11 protein-coding genes are annotated in these 16,561 nt (G+C 63.8%); 6 read left to right on the top strand and 5 right to left on the bottom strand.

The window, feature by feature from the left end:
- Positions 1 to 136 precede the first annotated feature (136 nt).
- The 3 genes from ACIPUD_RS04945 (at position 137) to ACIPUD_RS04935 (ending at position 3,648) form a co-directional block, all read left to right on the top strand.
- On the top strand, positions 137 to 907 hold the full coding sequence (locus tag ACIPUD_RS04945; protein ID WP_018459221.1) for an enoyl-CoA hydratase: 771 nt from the start codon (positions 137 to 139) through the stop codon (positions 905 to 907).
- A gap of 142 nt (positions 908 to 1,049) precedes the next feature.
- Positions 1,050 to 2,246, top strand: a complete 1,197-nt coding sequence (locus ACIPUD_RS04940) for an acetyl-CoA C-acyltransferase (protein ID WP_247338094.1) — start codon at positions 1,050 to 1,052, stop codon at positions 2,244 to 2,246.
- Between the two features lie 106 nt (positions 2,247 to 2,352).
- On the top strand, positions 2,353 to 3,648 hold the full coding sequence (locus ACIPUD_RS04935; RefSeq protein WP_446480208.1) for an MFS transporter: 1,296 nt from the start codon (positions 2,353 to 2,355) through the stop codon (positions 3,646 to 3,648).
- Positions 3,649 to 4,729: 1,081 nt separating this feature from the next.
- Here ACIPUD_RS04935 and ACIPUD_RS04930 read toward each other — a convergent pair.
- The 5 genes from ACIPUD_RS04930 to ACIPUD_RS04910 all read right to left on the bottom strand — a co-directional run bounded on the left by ACIPUD_RS04930 (position 4,730) and on the right by ACIPUD_RS04910 (position 12,794).
- Entirely contained in the window at positions 4,730 to 6,439 is a 1,710-nt protein-coding gene (locus ACIPUD_RS04930; RefSeq protein ID WP_085352815.1) for a response regulator, read from the bottom strand.
- On the bottom strand, positions 6,436 to 7,950 hold the full coding sequence (locus ACIPUD_RS04925) for an ATPase domain-containing protein (RefSeq protein WP_085352814.1): 1,515 nt from the start codon (positions 7,948 to 7,950) through the stop codon (positions 6,436 to 6,438). The genes ACIPUD_RS04930 and ACIPUD_RS04925 overlap by 4 nt, the downstream gene beginning before the upstream one ends.
- A gap of 261 nt (positions 7,951 to 8,211) precedes the next feature.
- Positions 8,212 to 9,909, bottom strand: coding sequence for a GMC family oxidoreductase (locus ACIPUD_RS04920; RefSeq protein WP_446480207.1), 1,698 nt, complete (start codon positions 9,907 to 9,909; stop codon positions 8,212 to 8,214).
- Positions 9,910 to 10,330: 421 nt separating this feature from the next.
- Positions 10,331 to 11,890 (bottom strand): acyl-CoA carboxylase subunit beta, encoded by a 1,560-nt coding sequence (locus tag ACIPUD_RS04915; protein WP_446480206.1) that lies wholly within the window; start codon positions 11,888 to 11,890, stop codon positions 10,331 to 10,333.
- Complete coding sequence (locus ACIPUD_RS04910; RefSeq protein ID WP_026233760.1) at positions 11,820 to 12,794, bottom strand: IclR family transcriptional regulator; 975 nt, start codon at positions 12,792 to 12,794, stop codon at positions 11,820 to 11,822. Before ACIPUD_RS04910 ends, ACIPUD_RS04915 begins: the two co-directional genes overlap by 71 nt.
- 94 nt (positions 12,795 to 12,888) lie before the next feature.
- On the opposite strand from ACIPUD_RS04910, the gene ACIPUD_RS04905 reads away from it, so the two are divergent.
- The 3 genes from ACIPUD_RS04905 to ACIPUD_RS04895 all read left to right on the top strand — a co-directional run bounded on the left by ACIPUD_RS04905 (position 12,889) and on the right by ACIPUD_RS04895 (position 16,552).
- The gene (locus ACIPUD_RS04905) at positions 12,889 to 13,110 is read left to right on the top strand and encodes an acetyl-CoA carboxylase biotin carboxyl carrier protein subunit (protein ID WP_018459231.1); all 222 of its coding nucleotides are present in this window, start codon (positions 12,889 to 12,891) and stop codon (positions 13,108 to 13,110) included.
- A gap of 164 nt (positions 13,111 to 13,274) precedes the next feature.
- Positions 13,275 to 14,441 (top strand): TAXI family TRAP transporter solute-binding subunit, encoded by a 1,167-nt coding sequence (locus ACIPUD_RS04900; protein WP_018459232.1) that lies wholly within the window; start codon positions 13,275 to 13,277, stop codon positions 14,439 to 14,441.
- Between the two features lie 35 nt (positions 14,442 to 14,476).
- Positions 14,477 to 16,552, top strand: a complete 2,076-nt coding sequence (locus tag ACIPUD_RS04895; RefSeq protein WP_018459233.1) for a TRAP transporter permease — start codon at positions 14,477 to 14,479, stop codon at positions 16,550 to 16,552.
- Positions 16,553 to 16,561: the final 9 nt, after the last annotated feature.

The raw sequence follows: 16,561 nt of genomic DNA, 5'->3' as shown, positions 1-16,561 counted from the left end.
ATGATTTTCATCATACTATGCTGCGGACTTAGCGCTGGCAACTCCCTCCCCGCCGGCTTGACAAGCAATGCGTTTCGGCCCGGAAGTGTGACCTGACCGGCGTATTCGCACGTCTACGAAGCTCAGAGATCCTCTCATGGAAATGCTCAACAACCACTGCGGCGTGACGCGCGATGCGCGCGGCGTCGTTCATGTCGCGATCTGCAATGCCGGCTCGCTGAACATTTTGAGCTCGCCCGTCACCGATGCGGTGCGCGAAGGCCTGCAGCAGCTCTCGTCCGACCGCAGCATCCGGGTCGTGGTGCTGCGCGGCCAGAGCGAGAAGAGCATGATCGGCGGCGCCGACATCAAGGAGATGGCCAAGCTCGACCAGAAGTCCGCCGAGGCCTTCATCAGCCGCCTGCGCGACCTCTGCGAGGCCGTGCGCGCCTTCCCGGCCCCTATGATCGCGCGCATGCCCGGCTGGTGCCTCGGCGGAGGGCTCGAAGTCGCCGCGGCCTGCGATTTCCGGATCGCCGCCCGTGATGCGCATTTCGGCATGCCGGAGGTGCGGGTCGGCATTCCCTCGGTGATCCATGCCGCGCTGCTGCCGCGCCTGATCGGGTGGGCCCGCGCGCGCTGGCTGGTGATGACCGCTGAGAACATCGACGCGCCGACGGCGCTGGCCTGGGGGTTGGTCGACAAGGTCGCGCCGGAGGGTGGGCTCGATGCCGAGGTCGAGCACCTCGTGAAGGCCCTGCTCGAATGCGGCCCCGAGGCGCTGCGGTCGCAGAAGGCATTGCTGCGGCAATGGGAGGAGCTGCCGCTGACCGAGTCGGTAAATTTGAGCGTCAAAGTCTTCGGCGAGTCGTTCCTGACGGACGAGCCGACGCGGCTGATGGGCGCGTTTGTGAATCGGAAGCGGTAGGCGCTCTCCACCTCGTCCGATCGAACGAGCAAATCTCATCCGACCTACGACAATTTCTCATGCCCCGCGCAGTTGCATTTTTTGCGCCGCATCATATGATGACCGTAATCTTACATAGTTGGCATCTCACGGAGTCTCACCCATGGCCGAAGCCGCCGATCCCGTCGTCATCGTCTCCGCCGTCCGGACACCGCTCGGCCGCTTCATGGGCGAGCTTTCGCCGCTGGCCGCGCACAAGCTCGGATCGCACGTGATCGGCGTGGCACTGGAGCGTGCCAAGCTTGCGCCGGAGAAAATCGACGAGGTTTTCATGGGCTGCGTCCTTCCCGCCGGCCAGGGCCAGGCCCCCGCGCGCCAGGCGGCGCGGGCCGCCGGCCTACCCGATGCCACCGGCGCGACTACTGTCAACAAGGTCTGCGGCTCCGGCATGAAAGCGACCATGCTGGCGCACGACATCATTTGCGCCGGCTCGGCCGAGATCGTCGTCTCCGGCGGCATGGAAAGCATGAGCAACGCGCCGTATCTGCTCGCCAAGGCGCGTGGCGGCTATCGCGCCGGCCATGATCGCATCATCGACCATATGATGATGGACGGCCTCGAAGACGCCTACGAGACCGGCCGCTCCATGGGCGATTTCGGCGAGGCCACCGCAGAAGCCTATCAGTTCACCCGCAAGGACCAGGACGCCTTTGCGATGGAAACGCTCAGCCGCGCACGCAAGGCGGTCGAGGGCGGTGCGTTCAAGGCCGAGATCGCGCCGATCACGCTGAGTGAGAAGGCCGGCCCCCGCATCGTCGCCAATGACGAACATCCGCTCAAGGTCGATCCCGCAAAGATCCCCGGGCTGAAGCCGGCGTTCCGCGCCAACGGCACCATCACGCCGGCGGCCTCCTCCGCCAACGCCGACGGCGCCGCTGCGCTGGTTCTGACGAAGCGCTCGCTCGCCGATCGCAGCGGCCTGCCGGCTCTCGCCGTGATCAAAGGCCACACCACCCACAGCCAGGAGCCGCAATGGTTCACTACGGCCCCGATCCCGGCGATCCGCAAGCTCTTGGACAAAGTCGGCTGGAATGCCGGCGATGTCGATCTGTTCGAGATCAACGAAGCCTTCGCCGTGGTGGCGATGGCGGCCCAGCGCGATCTCGGCATTCCCCGCGACAAGCTCAACATCAACGGCGGCGCCTGCGCGCTCGGCCATCCCATCGGCGCCACCGGCGCACGGCTGATCGTGACGCTGCTGCATGCGCTCGAGGCGCGAAACCTCAAGCGTGGCGTCGCCGCGCTCTGCATCGGCGGCGGCGAAGCTACTGCGATCGCGGTAGAGCGCCTGACGCACTGACGAGAACGTCCGGAAATGAGGGAACTCCGTCATTTCCGACAGACGCGTCCCGTGCCATTCTGAAAACTTGCGCAGGCTCTCGCCTGCCCATCAAGATTGAGGCCCAATGATCTCGAACTGGCTCGCGGCAACACTCGGCCGCCGCAATATCCACTACGGCTGGGTGATGGTCGGCGTGACCTTCCTCACCGCGCTGATCAGCGCCGGCACGGTCGGCGCGCCCGGCGTTTTCATTGTTCCGCTTCAGAAGGAATTCGGCTGGAGCACGGCGGAGATCTCGTCGGCGTTGTCGATTCGCTTCATCCTGTTCGGGCTGATGGCGCCGTTCGCGGCGGCCCTGCTCAACCGCTACGGCCTGCGAAATGTCACGCTGACCGCGCAGCTCATCGTGGTCTCGGCGCTGGTGCTCTCGCTCGGCATGACGGAGGTCTGGCAGCTCGTCGCGCTGTGGGGCGTCGTGATCGGGATCGGCACCGGCATGACCGCGCTGGTGCTGGGCGCTACCATCGCGACGCGCTGGTTCGCGGCGCGGCGCGGCCTCGTCGTCGGCATCATGACCGCGAGCGTCGCCACCGGTCAGCTCGTGTTCCTGCCGCTGCTGGCAAGCCTCACCGAACGCTTCGGCTGGCGGCTTGCGCTCGGCTTCGTCTGCATCGCACTTGGTGTTTCCGCCCTCGCGGTCCTGCTCGCGATGCGCGACCGTGCGAGCGATTTGGGCCTGCGCCCGTTCGGCGACGAAGGCACCACACCCCTGCCAGCGCCGCCCGTCAGCCGTGGCTCGATCACCGGCGTCGCACTCGGCACGCTGCGCGAGGCCTCGAAGAGCGGCGCGTTCTGGGTCCTGTTTGCGACGTTCTTCGTCTGCGGCGCATCCACAAACGGCCTCGTGCAGGTGCATCTGATTCCGATGTGCCTCGATTTCGGCATCCCGCAGGTGCAGGCCGCGGGCTTGCTGGCTGCAATGGGCATCTTCGACTTCTTCGGCACCATCATGTCGGGATGGCTTTCGGACCGCTACGACAACCGCTATTTGCTGTTCTGGTATTACGGCCTGCGCGGGCTCTCGCTGATCTTCCTCCCCTTCAGCGATTTCTCGTTCTATGGGCTCTCGATCTTCGCGATGTTCTACGGGCTCGACTGGATTGCAACTGTGCCGCCCACGGTGCGCCTGACCGCGCAGAAATTCGGACCTGAGCGCGCCAATCTGGTGTTCGGCTGGATCTTTGCAGGCCACCAGCTCGGCGCGGGCACCGCTGCCTTCGGCGCCGGTCTCTCGCGGACGGTCTATCAGAGCTACCTGCCCGCCTTCTTCATCGCCGGCGCGCTCTGCGTGTTCGCCTCGCTGATCGTGCTGACGCTGTCGCGACAACCGAAGCCGAAGCCGCAAGCGGCGATGGCTTAGTATCTGATGGTGCCGGTGACGCCGTAAAATGCGGCGTCACCGATCCGCCCGACACGAGGCGGGTCGTCCGGGTTCGGGGTGCCGCTCGATTGCGGAAGACGTACCTGAAATAAAGCGCGACCAGCCGTCGCAGATCGAAAATCAGCAAGGCGAACCTGCCGTAACCGTCAACAGACGCCTTGCGGATGTTCATGCGTCGCAATTATGTCGGCTGGCCGCTCAGGCGAGGGACCCCCCGCGCGGGTTGACGATCGTATAGCCACGCAATGAACGCGCATGCATTCGCGTCGCGTGTCCGCCCGAGTTGGCGTCGTACGCCATCCAGGTGTCCCCTTCCAAATGCTGCTCGAGGACGAATACATGTCCACGTCGCGCTGCGACCATTCCCGGTGCGGGTGATGTCCGCGGGAAGCGCAGCCAATTGGCCGCAAGATTCAATTCCGGCACGATACGGCCGAACACGCGCAGAGCCGCGCCGCAGCCGCAGAAGGAGGAAGGACACCCTGCCGGACGACTGCCGACGATGCGCGCTGGAGATGCTCGTCGTCGGGGCGCCGCCCGCGTCGGTCACTGTCAATTGCGTCGCGCGATAGGCTTGTAGCGAGGACCTGGGATTCAGTGGGGACCGGGAAGTCCGCTCACGGCGCGGTTGCGCATATGAGAAGTCGCAGGGCATCGTGACGTTGCATTCAGGTACTTGATGAATGCGATAAGTCCGTGCTTCGGAAGCGACGGAGCTGAGGGCAACCAAGAGACACGCAGAAAGAACCGCCTTGAACATTGCAGGGCTCCAAATTGAAGATCCCTGCCCCGGCAATGAGAAACCAATAACAGTTTGGCTGAAATCGGCTAAAAGAACGGCCAAAAGTGGCTTCATTAGCGGGCCGATTTCTGCAGTCCTCATAGCCCAGACGTAGCGGCGGAGATAGATATTCGCAGAGAACGAACGCGTGTCGTCGCAACCGAAATGCGATCGCATGTGCACGCGCCGCTCAGCGACGGGCGTCGACCGGCCCGAGCGCGCAATTGCGCAGGGTGCCCCTCGAGCCATAAACCCGGGCAGTGATTGTTGCGCGCTTGGTCAGCCCCGAGTCGTCGCCAACCCCGCTCCTGTGGCTATCGCAAAGTCCGATTTTGCAGCGCCGAGCGCTGCGGCGAGCTCGTCGATGTGGTAGGGTTTCGACAGGATCCGGATCCCAGCCTGCTCGGCGTCGTGAACCGCGGCTTCGGCGTATCCGCTCGTCAGCAGGACCGGAATGTCGCTTCGCCTTCTTCTGATCTCGCGCGCGAGTTCGACACCGTTCATACCGCCCGGCATCATGATATCGGAAAACACCAGATCGACGGAGCGGCCGTCCGCTAGGGCACCGAGAGCCGCCGCAGCGCTGGCCGCGCGCGTGACCTGGTAACCGAGCTGCGCAAGCATCTCGCTGACGAGCGCGGCGACCTCGTCGTCGTCTTCGACGAGGAGGATTCGGCCCTGATTGGCCTTCTTGGGCCGAGCCCTGTTCAGGTCGATGAGGTGCCGTTCACCCGAAGGGATATTCCTGGATCGCGGCAAATAGAGCTCGATGCTGGTGCCCTCGTCGACGATCGATTTTATTCGAACCATCCCGCGTGATTGCGTCGCAAATCCGTGGACCTGAGCAAGCCCCAGGCCCGAGCCTTTCCCCACATCCTTGGTCGTGAAGAACGGTTCGAAGACCCGCGCCAGGATCTCGGGGCTCATTCCAACACCCCTGTCGACCACGGATAGGCGAACGTAATCGCCCGCGATCTCGTTCTCGTTCAGGCCGGCCAGGTTCTCGCCACGGACAACGATCGTACCGCCGTTCGGCATCGCATCGCGGGCGTTGACCGCCAGATTGAGAATGACCAGTTCGAGCTCTCCCGGATCGACCTCAACCGGCCAAAGCCCCTCCGGAAAATCGAACTCGACGTGAACGTCGCCTCTCAGGCTCCGATCGAGCAATTCGCGCATGCCGCCGATCTGCGCGGGGATGTCGACGGCCTCGGGCCGGAGCTTCTGCCGCCGTGAAAAAGCCAGAAGCTGCCTGGTCAGGCCCGCACCACGCTGCGCCGCCTGAACCATTCCTTCCAACAGCCGACGCCGCCGATCAGGATCGGTCTGTCGGTCGAGCATGTCCAATCCACCGGAGATCACCATCAGCAGATTATTGAAATCGTGAGCTACTCCGCCGGTCAATTGCCCAATGGCCTCGATCTTCTGGGCCTGACGAAGGGTCTCCTCGACGCGGGCGCGCTCTTCCATTTCGGCCCGCAGATGCTTGTTGGCCTCCTCGAGGGCACGGGTGCGCTCGACCACGAGCTTCTCGAGCTCCTGGGCCGTCCGCTCGCGCGCCTGCAGCAAGGTCCGAATCTCATATTGCCGCCGGCGGGCCCGCATTGCGGATTGAATTGCGCTCGTCAGCGTGATCGGCTGAACCGGGCGCTCGAGCAGCGAAACGTTGCGGAGTGTATCGACGATGCTGCGGCGCCAGGCAACCACCGCCGGCTGCTCCCGGTGGCTGGTAAGAATGACAAAGGGCAGGTCGGACCAGGGCGGCTGCCGCTCGATCCAATGTGCCAGCGGCTGGGTATCCTTTCCGAACAAGCCCTCCTCGGCGAGAAGCACCGCGCCCACGCCAGCCGACATCTCGTTGACCAGTTCAGGCAGACCTCGACAATTGATTGCCACGAGATTCGAACTGCGGAGAAGCTCGACCGATGCCGGTCCATCGCGGCCAATCGGAGCAAACACGAGGACGCAATGATCGCGGTCGGCGCTCATTCCGACAGCCCCTCCGGTATCTCCGTGCCCGAGTAACGCGGATTCCCGGAAAAGATGCCGCTGAATCCGGTCAGCGGAGGACCGACCGTAATGCCGGCACTGCCAAGACGAAACTCGCGGATGGAATTTTCATGATTGCCGCTGCGCTTCTTCACGACCGAGAGGGCGCGCCGCACCGTTCCGCCGACCTCGAAATAGCGCAGCATGAGCACGGCATCGCTCAAATAGCTGATATCGAGAGCCGTTTCCATCGGACCGACCAGCCCGTGCTGAGCGAGGATCAGGACGGTCAGCACGCCTTTCTGCCCGAGATAGCTCAGGAGCTCGTGCATCTGGAGGATGAGAAATCGCTCATCCGGCATTGCGTTGAGGTAGCCGTTCAGACTGTCGATGACAACAATTCGGGCGTTGTCCTTTTCGACGCTGTTGCGCACATTGGCGGCGAATTCGCCGGGGGACATTTCGGCGGGATCGATCTGTTTAAATCGGATGAGTCCCGATTGCAGATGGCTTTCAAGCGGCAGGCCCAGCGTTCGAGCCCGGGCCTCCACTGTACCGCGACCTTCATCGAAGGCAAAGAACACCGCATGCTCACCGCGATCTGCCGCCGCGATCGCATAGGTCAGCGCGAGAGACGACTTGCCGACACCGGCGGCGCCCAAGAGCAGCGCACTGGTGCCGCGCTCGAGCCCTCCTCCCAGGAGCTGGTCGAGTTGTGCATTGCCGCTGGGCGTCAATTCACCGATAAACGAGGTGTGATGTTCCGCCGCCACCAGACGGGGGAATATCCGCACCCCTCCCGCTTCGATCGTGAAATCGTGGAAACCGCCGCGAAATCGAATGCCGCGCATCTTAATCACGCGAAGCCGCCGGCGCTCTGCCCCATAATCAATGGCGAGCTGTTCGAGCATCACGACGCCATGCGCGATCGAATGGAGTTGCAGATCGTCCTGGGAGGACGAGAGATCGTCGAGGAGGATGACCGTGCAGTTGCGGTTGGTGAAAAAGTGCTTCAGGGCCAGAACCTGGCGCCGGTACCGCAGCGGGTTCTGCGCAAGGAGGCGGAGCTCGGACAGGCTGTCCAGCACCACGCGCGCGGGATTGATCCGTTCGACCTCCTTGAATATCAGGCCCGTGGTTTCGCTCAGCTCCATTTCGGCGGGGTGAAAGACGGTGAGCTCGCGCTCCGGATCGAGCGTCGTCTCGGGCGGCACCAGTTCGAAGATGTCGACCCCTTCCAGCGACCAGCCGTGCCGCTGTGCAACCAGCGTCAGCTCACGCTTGGTCTCCGACAAGGAGATATAGAGCACGCGTTCACCGCAACGGGCGCCCTCGAGAAGGAATTGCAGCGCCATCGTGGTCTTGCCCGAGCCGGGCCGGCCCTCGTAGAGGTACATGCGATTGGGATCGAGTCCGCCGTAGAGGATATCGTCGAGACCGTCACTGCCGGTCGAAATCCTAGGCAACTCTCCGGGATCGCTGGTTTGCGCCCGGCTTGATGAATTGATCATTGAACCCCCGTGAAGCTCCATCGCCGACAGTGCGCTCCGGCCCCGAGATGGGACGCGCGGTCAGCGGCCCGTCTCAGTCGTAAGGCGAAATCTGGCAAAGAACGCCGAAGCCGGGTTCCAAGTTCCGCCTAAGGACGCATGTCCGCCAGACCGTCGGCCGCGGAACCGTTCTCGCCCACCATTCAGCTTTTGCGGTCTCACTAGCGGTCCTGGACGGTCAGCGTCGACAAGGCGGTTCGCCAGCCGAAAAGCCGCGCCGGCTCACTGCATCATCGCGGCCGCGATCTTCTCCGCCGACATCAGGACCGGAAAATTGGTGTTGGCGCACGGCACCACCGGGAAGATCGAGGCATCGACGACGCGCAGGCCCTGCACGCCCTTGACGCGCCCCTCTGGATCGACCACCGCCATCGGATCATCGGTCCGGCCCATGCGGCACGAGCAGGAGGCGTGCCACACGCCGATCGTGGCCTTGCGCACGAAGGCTTCCAACGCCTCGTCATCGTTGATGACGTCGTCGAAGGTGAAGCCCTCGACCACGAAATTGTCGATCATGTAGTGGCGCAGCGCCGCCGGCCCGTCCATCAGGGCCGCGGCGATCTTGGTCAGAATCCGATTCTTGGTGTTGACCACGCCGATCTTGCGCACGCGATCGGTATAGGAGGCCGGGAACGGCTTGTCCGTCACGGCCCTGACGACGTCGCTCATCTGCACGGCCGCCATCTTGCGAAAGCCGCTCATCAGGCGATCGAGGTCGCGCCGGTCGGACAACAGGTTGAACTCGACGATCGGCTCGACTGCCGGGTCGCGCGAGGCAAGTTTGACCTGTCCGGTCTCGGAATAGGTCTTGTTGACGAACGTCAGCAGCGATCCGATTTGCTCACCGACGGCGTGCCAGGCCGATTTGCTGAGCAGCACGACGAACATGTCGCCTTTCGGTACGCCTTCGAGCCCGGACGAGTAACGCAGGCCAAGCTGCATATGGCGCCTGGTGTGCTCGTTCATCCGCGCGCCGCGGCGGACAAAGGACGACAGCGAGATCGAGGGATGATCCATCAGGCGCTGGCCGACGCCCTGCAGCCCCATCAACACGGGAATGCCCATATCCCTGAGGTGACCGACCGGGCCGATGCCGGCGCGCAACAGATGCGCCGGCGAATGGATGGCGCCGCTGGAGAGAATGATCTCGCGGGCGCGGAATTCCTGCTCCCGCCCGTCGACCACCGCCTTCACGCCGACGCACCGCGTGCCTTCGAACAGCAATTCCCGGACTTGCGTGTTGGTGGAGATCGTGAGGTTGGCGCGCTTGCGTGTGTCGCGATCGAGATAGCCCATGGCAGCCGAGACGCGTTGCTCGGCCTGGTTCGAGTGCGTCACCGGGAAAAACCCGTCGACGAACTCGCCATTCTGGTCCGGCAGGAACTGATGTCCGGCCTGCTGGAAGGCCTGCGCGAACGCCTGCGAATGCCGCGTCCAGTGCTCCCTGGGGATTCGGCGGACCGGGATGCGGCCGTCCTTGCCGTGGTAGGGACCGTCGAAATCGAGGTCGCGTTCGACCGTCTTGAAGAAGGGCAGCACATCATTCCAGCTCCACCCCGCGGCGCCGCGCGCTTCCCATTCGTCGTAATCGGTCGGCGCGCCGCGGTTGGCCATCTGGCCGTTGATCGAGGAGCCGCCGCCAAGCACGCGAGCCTGCTCGTATTTGCGCAGGGGTGGGCGCCCTTCATCTGGATTGTTGTGGCTGACGATCTGGGTCGTGACCTTGAGCTCGGTCCAGTGGAAGCGCGGATCGAAATAGGCCGTACCCGGATAGCTGTCCTTGATCTCGGCCGGCTCGTCTCCGGGCGGTGTGTCCTGTCCGGCCTCGCAGAGCAGGACCTTGTTGGCGCTCCTCGCGGAGAGCCGGTGGGCCAGCACGGACCCCGCCGAGCCGCCGCCCACGATAATGAAGTCATACACGATTGGCGCTTCCTCTTGTTCTTGCCCGGGAAGCGTAGCGCGTTATTGTTTTGAGGTCACGTCATCGCTGCCGCGCAAAGCGCGAGCACAAGGCCCTCGACGCCAAGGGCACCGCCCGGCGGCTGGCATCCGCCGTCCGGTCAGCAGGTGACGAGGGAGCGAACCGAGGAGGCTTTACGGCTTCCTCACGAAGCCCGCGCGCAACCGCTCGGCAAACCAGACTACAAAAATCGAAGCGAACGACAGGCAGAAAAATATGGCCGTCCAAAGCAGCGCGTTACCCGCATTTGTCATGACGTCTCTCCCTCGTTTCAAACGAGACGCTTGCAGACAATCGGACGCGACGTGTTGCGATAGATCAATTTTGCCGAACTGCAATTAGGCTGAGATCGGCAACAGCTGCTCGCAGTGACGGCTGAAGCTACGGCCTGATCGAAAAATTCCCCGGCGGCCCTGGCTTTCGCAATGGCTCCGACAGCCGCGCGAACTCGCACAGCAGCGACCGCGTCTTCCTGGGATCGATGATCTCCTCCACCCAGAATTTTTCGGCGGAGCGGAACGGCGAGCGCAGCTTGTTGAGGCGGTCCTCGATCTCTTTCAGTTTCTCCGCCTTGTCCTCGGCCGCGTCGATGTCCGCGCGGTAGGCGGCTTCGATGCCGCCTTCGAGCGGGAGCGAGCCCCAATAAGCCGACGGCCAGGCGTAGCGGATCGAGAAGCGGTCGGCGGGCTGATGCACCACGCCGGCGACGCCGAAGGCGTTGCGCAGGATCACCGTGCACCAGGGCACCGTGGCCTGGTTGACCGCGGCCATAGCGCGAACGCCATGGCGGATGGTGCCCGCCTTCTCCGCATCGAGGCCGATCATGAAGCCGGGGCAGTCCATGAGATAGACGATCGGCAAATGGAAGGTCTCGGCGAAGTCGACCCAGCGCACCACCTTCTGGCAGGCATCCGCCGTCCAGGAGCCGCCATAGTGAAAGCTGTCGCTGGCGAGCACCATCACCGCCCTGCCCTCGAGCCGCGCGAGGCCGACAATGATCGGCTTGCCGAAATTTTTGGCGACCTCGAAGAACGAGCCCTTGTCCACGACCTGCTCGACGATCGGCCGTATCTTGTAGACCTGCTTGCGGCTGCGTGGCACCGCGCTCATCAGCGCCTCTTCTGTGCGCTCCGGATTGTCGGTGCAGGGCAAGGTCGGTGGTAGCTCGTAGACCGACGACGGCAGATAGGACAGGAATCGCCGGGCGCAGGCAAACGCCTCCTCCTCGGTGTCGACGGCATGATCGACCGCGCCGGCGCGGGTCTGGATGTCGGCGCCGCCGAGCTCTTCCTTCGAGAGGTCCTGCCCCAGCGCCTTCACCACCGGCGGACCTGCGACGAACATCGCGGACTTCCGGGTCATGATGGAATAGTGGCTGGCGGCAAGACGCGCGGCACCGAGCCCTGCGACCGAGCCGAGGCCGAGCGCGACCACGGGCACGCGCGACAAATTCTCGGTGGTGAAGCGATACCAGCGTGTGCCGCCGATGCCGCCCGGCAAGTTCGCCGCGCCCTTGGTCTCGATAGTCTTGACCGAGCCGCCGCCGCCGGAGCCTTCGATGATGCGGACGATGGGCAGGCGGAGATCATGCGCCATCTCCTCCGCCATCAGCGGTTTTGCGGAGATGGACGCGTCCGCCGAGCCGCCGCGCACGGTGAAATCGTCGCCGACCACGACGACGGTGCGGCCTTCGATGCGCGCGCGGCCGAACACGCAGTTCGCCGGCGTTAATTTCTGCAACTCGCCGCTGGAATCGTATTCACCGACGCCGGAGACGGCGCCGATCTCGTGAAAGCTGCCCTTGTCGGTCAGTCTGTCGATACGCTCCCGAACAGTCAGTCGGCCCTGGTCATGCTGACGCTTGACCTTGTCAACGCCGCCCATCTCCCGCGCGAAGGCTTCGCGCCGGGCGAGCTCGTCGAGTTCCGGCTTCCAGTTCATTCACTCCCTCCGAATTGATCGGCTTGTTATTGTTGTGCACGGCGATGGCGACCGGTTTACGCGGGATGCGGGCGTTGAAGACGTCGCCTTCCGCGCCCTCCATCAGGCTGCCGAGCGAACGGCCGAGCGCGAGCATCAGCGGCGCGACCTCGGCATGCAGGCGCTCTTCGTCGTACATCGCCGACAGAAGACCGATCGTGATGACGACGAAGGTCTGGTATTGCGGCGACCAGATCGGCACCGCGAGCCCGTTGATATGCGGGCTCCACAGGCCGCAGGCCACGACATAGCCGCGCTCATGCAGCGACTGCCGGTTGGCCTCGATGCGGGGCCGCAGGATTTTCGCAGCCTCGGGAGCTTCCCGCTCCATGTCCGCGATGAAGGCATCGCCGACCTCGGGCGCCAATGCCGCAGTGTAGGCTGCGCCTGCAGCGGTCGAGGCCATCGAGATGCGGCTGCCGGTGCCCTCGTGCAGCCCGAGTGCCGAGGCCGAACGCGCGAACTGAAGATAGACCAGATGGAAGCGATCGGGGACCACGAAGCCGACGGTGCCCGGCAGTTGCTCAGCGACTTCCTGGAGCCGCTGGCGAATCATGCTGCGCAGCTGCGCGCCCTTCATCATCGAGGCGCTCATCGCCACCGCGCTTGGCCCGATGCGATATTTCTGATCGCGCGGCAGATAGACCAGCTGCCCCATCCGCGTCAGCGTGTGCGTGAGCCGCGACACGGTCGAGCGCGGCAGGCCGCAGCGATTTGAAATTTCCAGATTGCCAAGCCTGGCCTCGTGGCCCTCGAAGCATCGCAACACGTCGAACGCGCGCGACACCACCTGGATGACATCACCCTCACCGGCTTCGCCAGCGAGCGCACCTTGTCTACTCAACCGCTCCGAACGTCGTCCCATGATCCCTACCGATTGTTCCGCTGTGCGGAATTAAATTCCGCTTGCAGAAGAAACTACCTCAGGCATTTTGCGACCACAACAAAAAGGCGATGGCATGCCAGAAATTAAGATCGTCACGGAGATCGCCGGACGCGTCTGCGCAACTCCCGTGCAAGTTGGAGGAACCGTTGCAGATGGCGATGAGATTGTGGTGGTCGAAGCGATGAAGATGGAGATACCGGTGCTTTCGCCTGTGAGCGGCGAGATCACATCGCTTCTGGTGAAGCTCGACGACGTCGTTACCGAAGGACAGGCGATCGCAATCGTCGCAAGCTGACTGCATTCTCCGTCGTTTTCCGCGACATTCTGTCAGCCTCATTGCTGCGTTCGCGGTACGGCGTTGCCATTGCCTGACCGCGATGACATGATCTCTCAAACAAAACCTGTTTCAAACAAAGAAAGAAATCGTCGCGGCAAACGCGAGGATCATTGGAGGGAAACATGCGTCGTGGGCTGATCATGCTCGCGCCTGCCGTGGTGGCAGGCCTTTCTTTTGTGTCTACACGCTATGCATTCGCCGACGACATCAAGCTGCCGGCAACATTGACGTTCACCGCCTATGACACCGGTACCGCCGGCTTCAACATCGCGGTCGGCGTCGGCAAGATGATGAAGGACAAATACTCGACCGACGTGCGCGTGCTCCCCGCAGGCAACGATGTCGCGCGTCTGGCGCCGCTGCGCGCCAAGCGCGCGGTCTCCGCGGCGATGGGATCGGGGACCTATTTCGCGCAGGAGGGCGTGTTCGAGTTCGGCTCCAGGGAATGGGGCCCGCAGCCGCTCCAGATCCTGCTCTCGAGCGTTGATTGCAATTGCGGTTCGCTCGGCGTGGCCGCGGATACAGGGGTGAAGGAGCTGAAGGACCTCAAGGGAAAGCGCGTCGGCTTCGTCGTCGGCTCGCCGGCACTGAACCAGAACTCGCTCGCGGTGCTCGCCTTCGCCGGCCTGACGCAGAAGGACGTCAAGATCGTCGAGTTCGCAAGCTACGGCGCGATGTGGAAGGGCTTGATCAACAACGACACCGATGCGGCCTTCGGCACCACCATCACCGGTCCCGCCAAGGAAGCCGAGACTTCGCCGCGCGGGCTGGTCTGGCCGCCGCTGCCCGCCAAGGACAAGGAAGGTTGGGCACGGATGCAGAAGGTCGGCTCGTTCTTCTTCCCGCAGACCGCGACCTGCGGCGCCGGTATCTCGCCGGACAAGCCGATCGAGCTCGGCAACTATCCCTATCCGATCTTCGTCGCCTACGCCTCGCAAGCCCCCGAGCAGGTCTATGCGATCACCAAGGCGATGATCGTGAACTACGATTCCTACAAGGACTCCGCGCCCGGCGCCGGCGGGCTTGCGGCCGATCGCCAGACCAAGAACTGGGTGGTGCCGGTGCATCCCGGCGCGGTGAAGGCTTTGAAGGAGGCCGGGCAATGGAACGACGCACAGGAGGCGCACAACAACGGACTGATCAAGCGGCAAGAGGTGCTTGGCGCCGCGTGGACCGACTACGGAAAATCCAATCCGCCTGCGGATGATAAGGCGTTCCTCGACGCCTGGATGAAGGCGCGTGCCGCGGCGCTTGCGAAGGCCGACATGCCGAACGGGTTCGAGGATTAGTTCACAGCGTTAATTGTCCACGCCCGGGGTCGATCATGTCGTCTGCTTCAGTCTCCACCCCCTCCCAGGACGAGGCCAAGCGGATCGTGTTCGACGATCCGCATGGCGCCGCCGCCAACATGCAGGAAGCGGAAGTTACGCGCGTGCGAAGCTTGCGTGGCGCCTGGCGCTGGCTGCTCGTCCTCGCGACCGCCGCGACCATCCTGCTCTGCATCAACCAGCAATTCTCGCTGCGCTTCTTCGTCGGCTACACCCAGCTCAACACGGAATACTTCTACCTCCTGATCGCCCTGATGCTGCCGTTCACGTTCCTGATCTTCCCGGGGACCCCGCGCGCGCCGCTCGACCGCATTCCCTGGTATGACCTTCTCTGCTTCGTCGTGACCTTTGCCGCCGCGCTGCTGTTGATGTCGAACGTCCGCAAGGCCGCCGAGGCCGGCTGGGAATTCGGCGGCGCGCCGAACAGCGTGATCGCAGCCGGTCTCGTGATGTGGGTGATGTTGATGGAGGCGCTGCGCCGCACCGGCGGCTGGAGCCTGCTACTGAGCGTGCTTCCCTTCACCGTCTATCCGCTGTTCGCGGAATCCAGCTGGCTCGGGCCGTTCCGCGGCACGCAGTCGACGCTGGAGCAGGCGACCGCCTATCACGTGCTGTCGGGCGAGAGCCTGCTCGGCATTCCCATCCAGGCGTTTGCCGACACCGTGATCGGCTTCCTGGTGTTCGGCACCGCGTTGATGATGACCGGCGCCGGAAAGTTCTTCATCAATCTCGCCTTCGCGCTGTGTGGCACGTTCCGCGGCGGCGCGGCCAAGGTGTGCATCTTCGCCAGCGGCCTGCTCGGCATGATGTCAGGCTCGATCATCTCCAACGTGCTGACCGCCGGCACCATGACCATTCCGGTGATGAAGAAGAGCGGCTTTCGCGCCTCCTATGCGGGCGCGATCGAGGCTTGTGCCTCGACCGGCGCGGTGCTGGCGCCGCCGGTGATGGGCGCGACCGCCTTCGTAATCGCGCAGTTCCTCAATGTCAGCTACGCCGATGTCGCGATCGCGGCCATCATTCCCGCCGCGCTCTATTATATCGGCCTGTTCATGCAGGTCGATTCCTACGCCGCACGACACGGGCTGAAGGGCATTCCGCGCGCGGAGCTGCCGCGGGTCATGGATACGATCAAGGATGGCTGGTACTACGTCTTCGTCATCGCCCTTCTGATCGTGATGCTGCTCTACTTCAAGCGCGAGAGCCATGCGCCATTCTACGCCACCGCATTGCTTCTTGTGCTCAACCAGCTGTTCTCGAAGGACACGCGCTGGACTGTCGCGACCATCGGCAAATTCCTCGAGGTCAACGGCCGCACCTTCGTCGAGCTTGTCGGCATCCTCGCCGGGTGCGGCCTGCTGATCGGCGCCTTCTCGATGACCGGCGTGGTGTCGAGCCTCGCCAACGACCTGCTGCATATCGCCGGCGACAATCCGTTCCTGCTGCTCGGCATGTGCGCCCTGACTAGCCTGATTCTCGGGCTCGGCCTGACCACGACGGCCTGCTACATCTTCCTCGCCATCCTGGTCGCACCCGCGCTGGAGAAGCTCGGGCTGAACAAGATGGCCGTGCACATGTTCATTTTCTACTGGGGCATGCTGTCGTCGATCACCCCGCCGGTCGCGATTGCATCATTCGCAGCGGCAGGTATTGCCGGCTCGCCGGCGATGAAGACGGGCTGGGAATCGATGTGGGTCGGCAGCATCATCTATTTCATCCCGTTCTTCTTCGTGCTCAATCCCGCGCTGGTGCTGCAGGGGCCGAGCCCCTATCTGGCCGGTCTCGGCTTGATGGCGCTCGCGGCGTTCGGCACGCTGTTCATCTGCGGCGGCATCCAGGGCTACCAGCCCTTCGTCGGCGATCTCCGCGGCGCCGGTGCGCTGGAGTGGCCCATCCGCGTGCTGCTGGTGATCGGCGGTTTCGTGGTGGCCACCCCCGGCGGCGGCATCATGCCGCTGTCGCAGATGCAGGTGACGCTGCTCGGCCTCGCCATCCTGATCCCCACGATTTTGCTCGCCCTGCTGCTGGTCCGGCGGCAGACCGTGGTGCCGGACGGGTTGCGCGTGCCCTGATTGCGTTGC

It is taken from the genome of Bradyrhizobium sp. CAR08 (assembly GCF_052871955.1).
This window is presented reverse-complemented; position numbering and strand designations above follow the sequence as displayed.

Excerpts from the sequence above, each read along its gene's own strand:
- ACIPUD_RS04910 (WP_026233760.1), bottom strand. The coding sequence starts at position 12,794 with ATGGGACGACGTTCGGAGCGGTTGAGTAGACAAGGTGCGCTCGCTGGC.
- ACIPUD_RS04930 (WP_085352815.1), bottom strand. The coding sequence starts at position 6,439 with ATGAGCGCCGACCGCGATCATTGCGTCCTCGTGTTTGCTCCGATTGGC.
- ACIPUD_RS04895 (WP_018459233.1), top strand. The coding sequence starts at position 14,477 with ATGTCGTCTGCTTCAGTCTCCACCCCCTCCCAGGACGAGGCCAAGCGG.
- ACIPUD_RS04925 (WP_085352814.1), bottom strand. The coding sequence starts at position 7,950 with ATGATCAATTCATCAAGCCGGGCGCAAACCAGCGATCCCGGAGAGTTG.
- ACIPUD_RS04945 (WP_018459221.1), top strand. The coding sequence starts at position 137 with ATGGAAATGCTCAACAACCACTGCGGCGTGACGCGCGATGCGCGCGGC.
- ACIPUD_RS04905 (WP_018459231.1), top strand. The coding sequence starts at position 12,889 with ATGCCAGAAATTAAGATCGTCACGGAGATCGCCGGACGCGTCTGCGCA.
- ACIPUD_RS04915 (WP_446480206.1), bottom strand. The coding sequence starts at position 11,890 with ATGAACTGGAAGCCGGAACTCGACGAGCTCGCCCGGCGCGAAGCCTTC.
- ACIPUD_RS04940 (WP_247338094.1), top strand. The coding sequence starts at position 1,050 with ATGGCCGAAGCCGCCGATCCCGTCGTCATCGTCTCCGCCGTCCGGACA.
- ACIPUD_RS04935 (WP_446480208.1), top strand. The coding sequence starts at position 2,353 with ATGATCTCGAACTGGCTCGCGGCAACACTCGGCCGCCGCAATATCCAC.
- ACIPUD_RS04900 (WP_018459232.1), top strand. The coding sequence starts at position 13,275 with ATGCGTCGTGGGCTGATCATGCTCGCGCCTGCCGTGGTGGCAGGCCTT.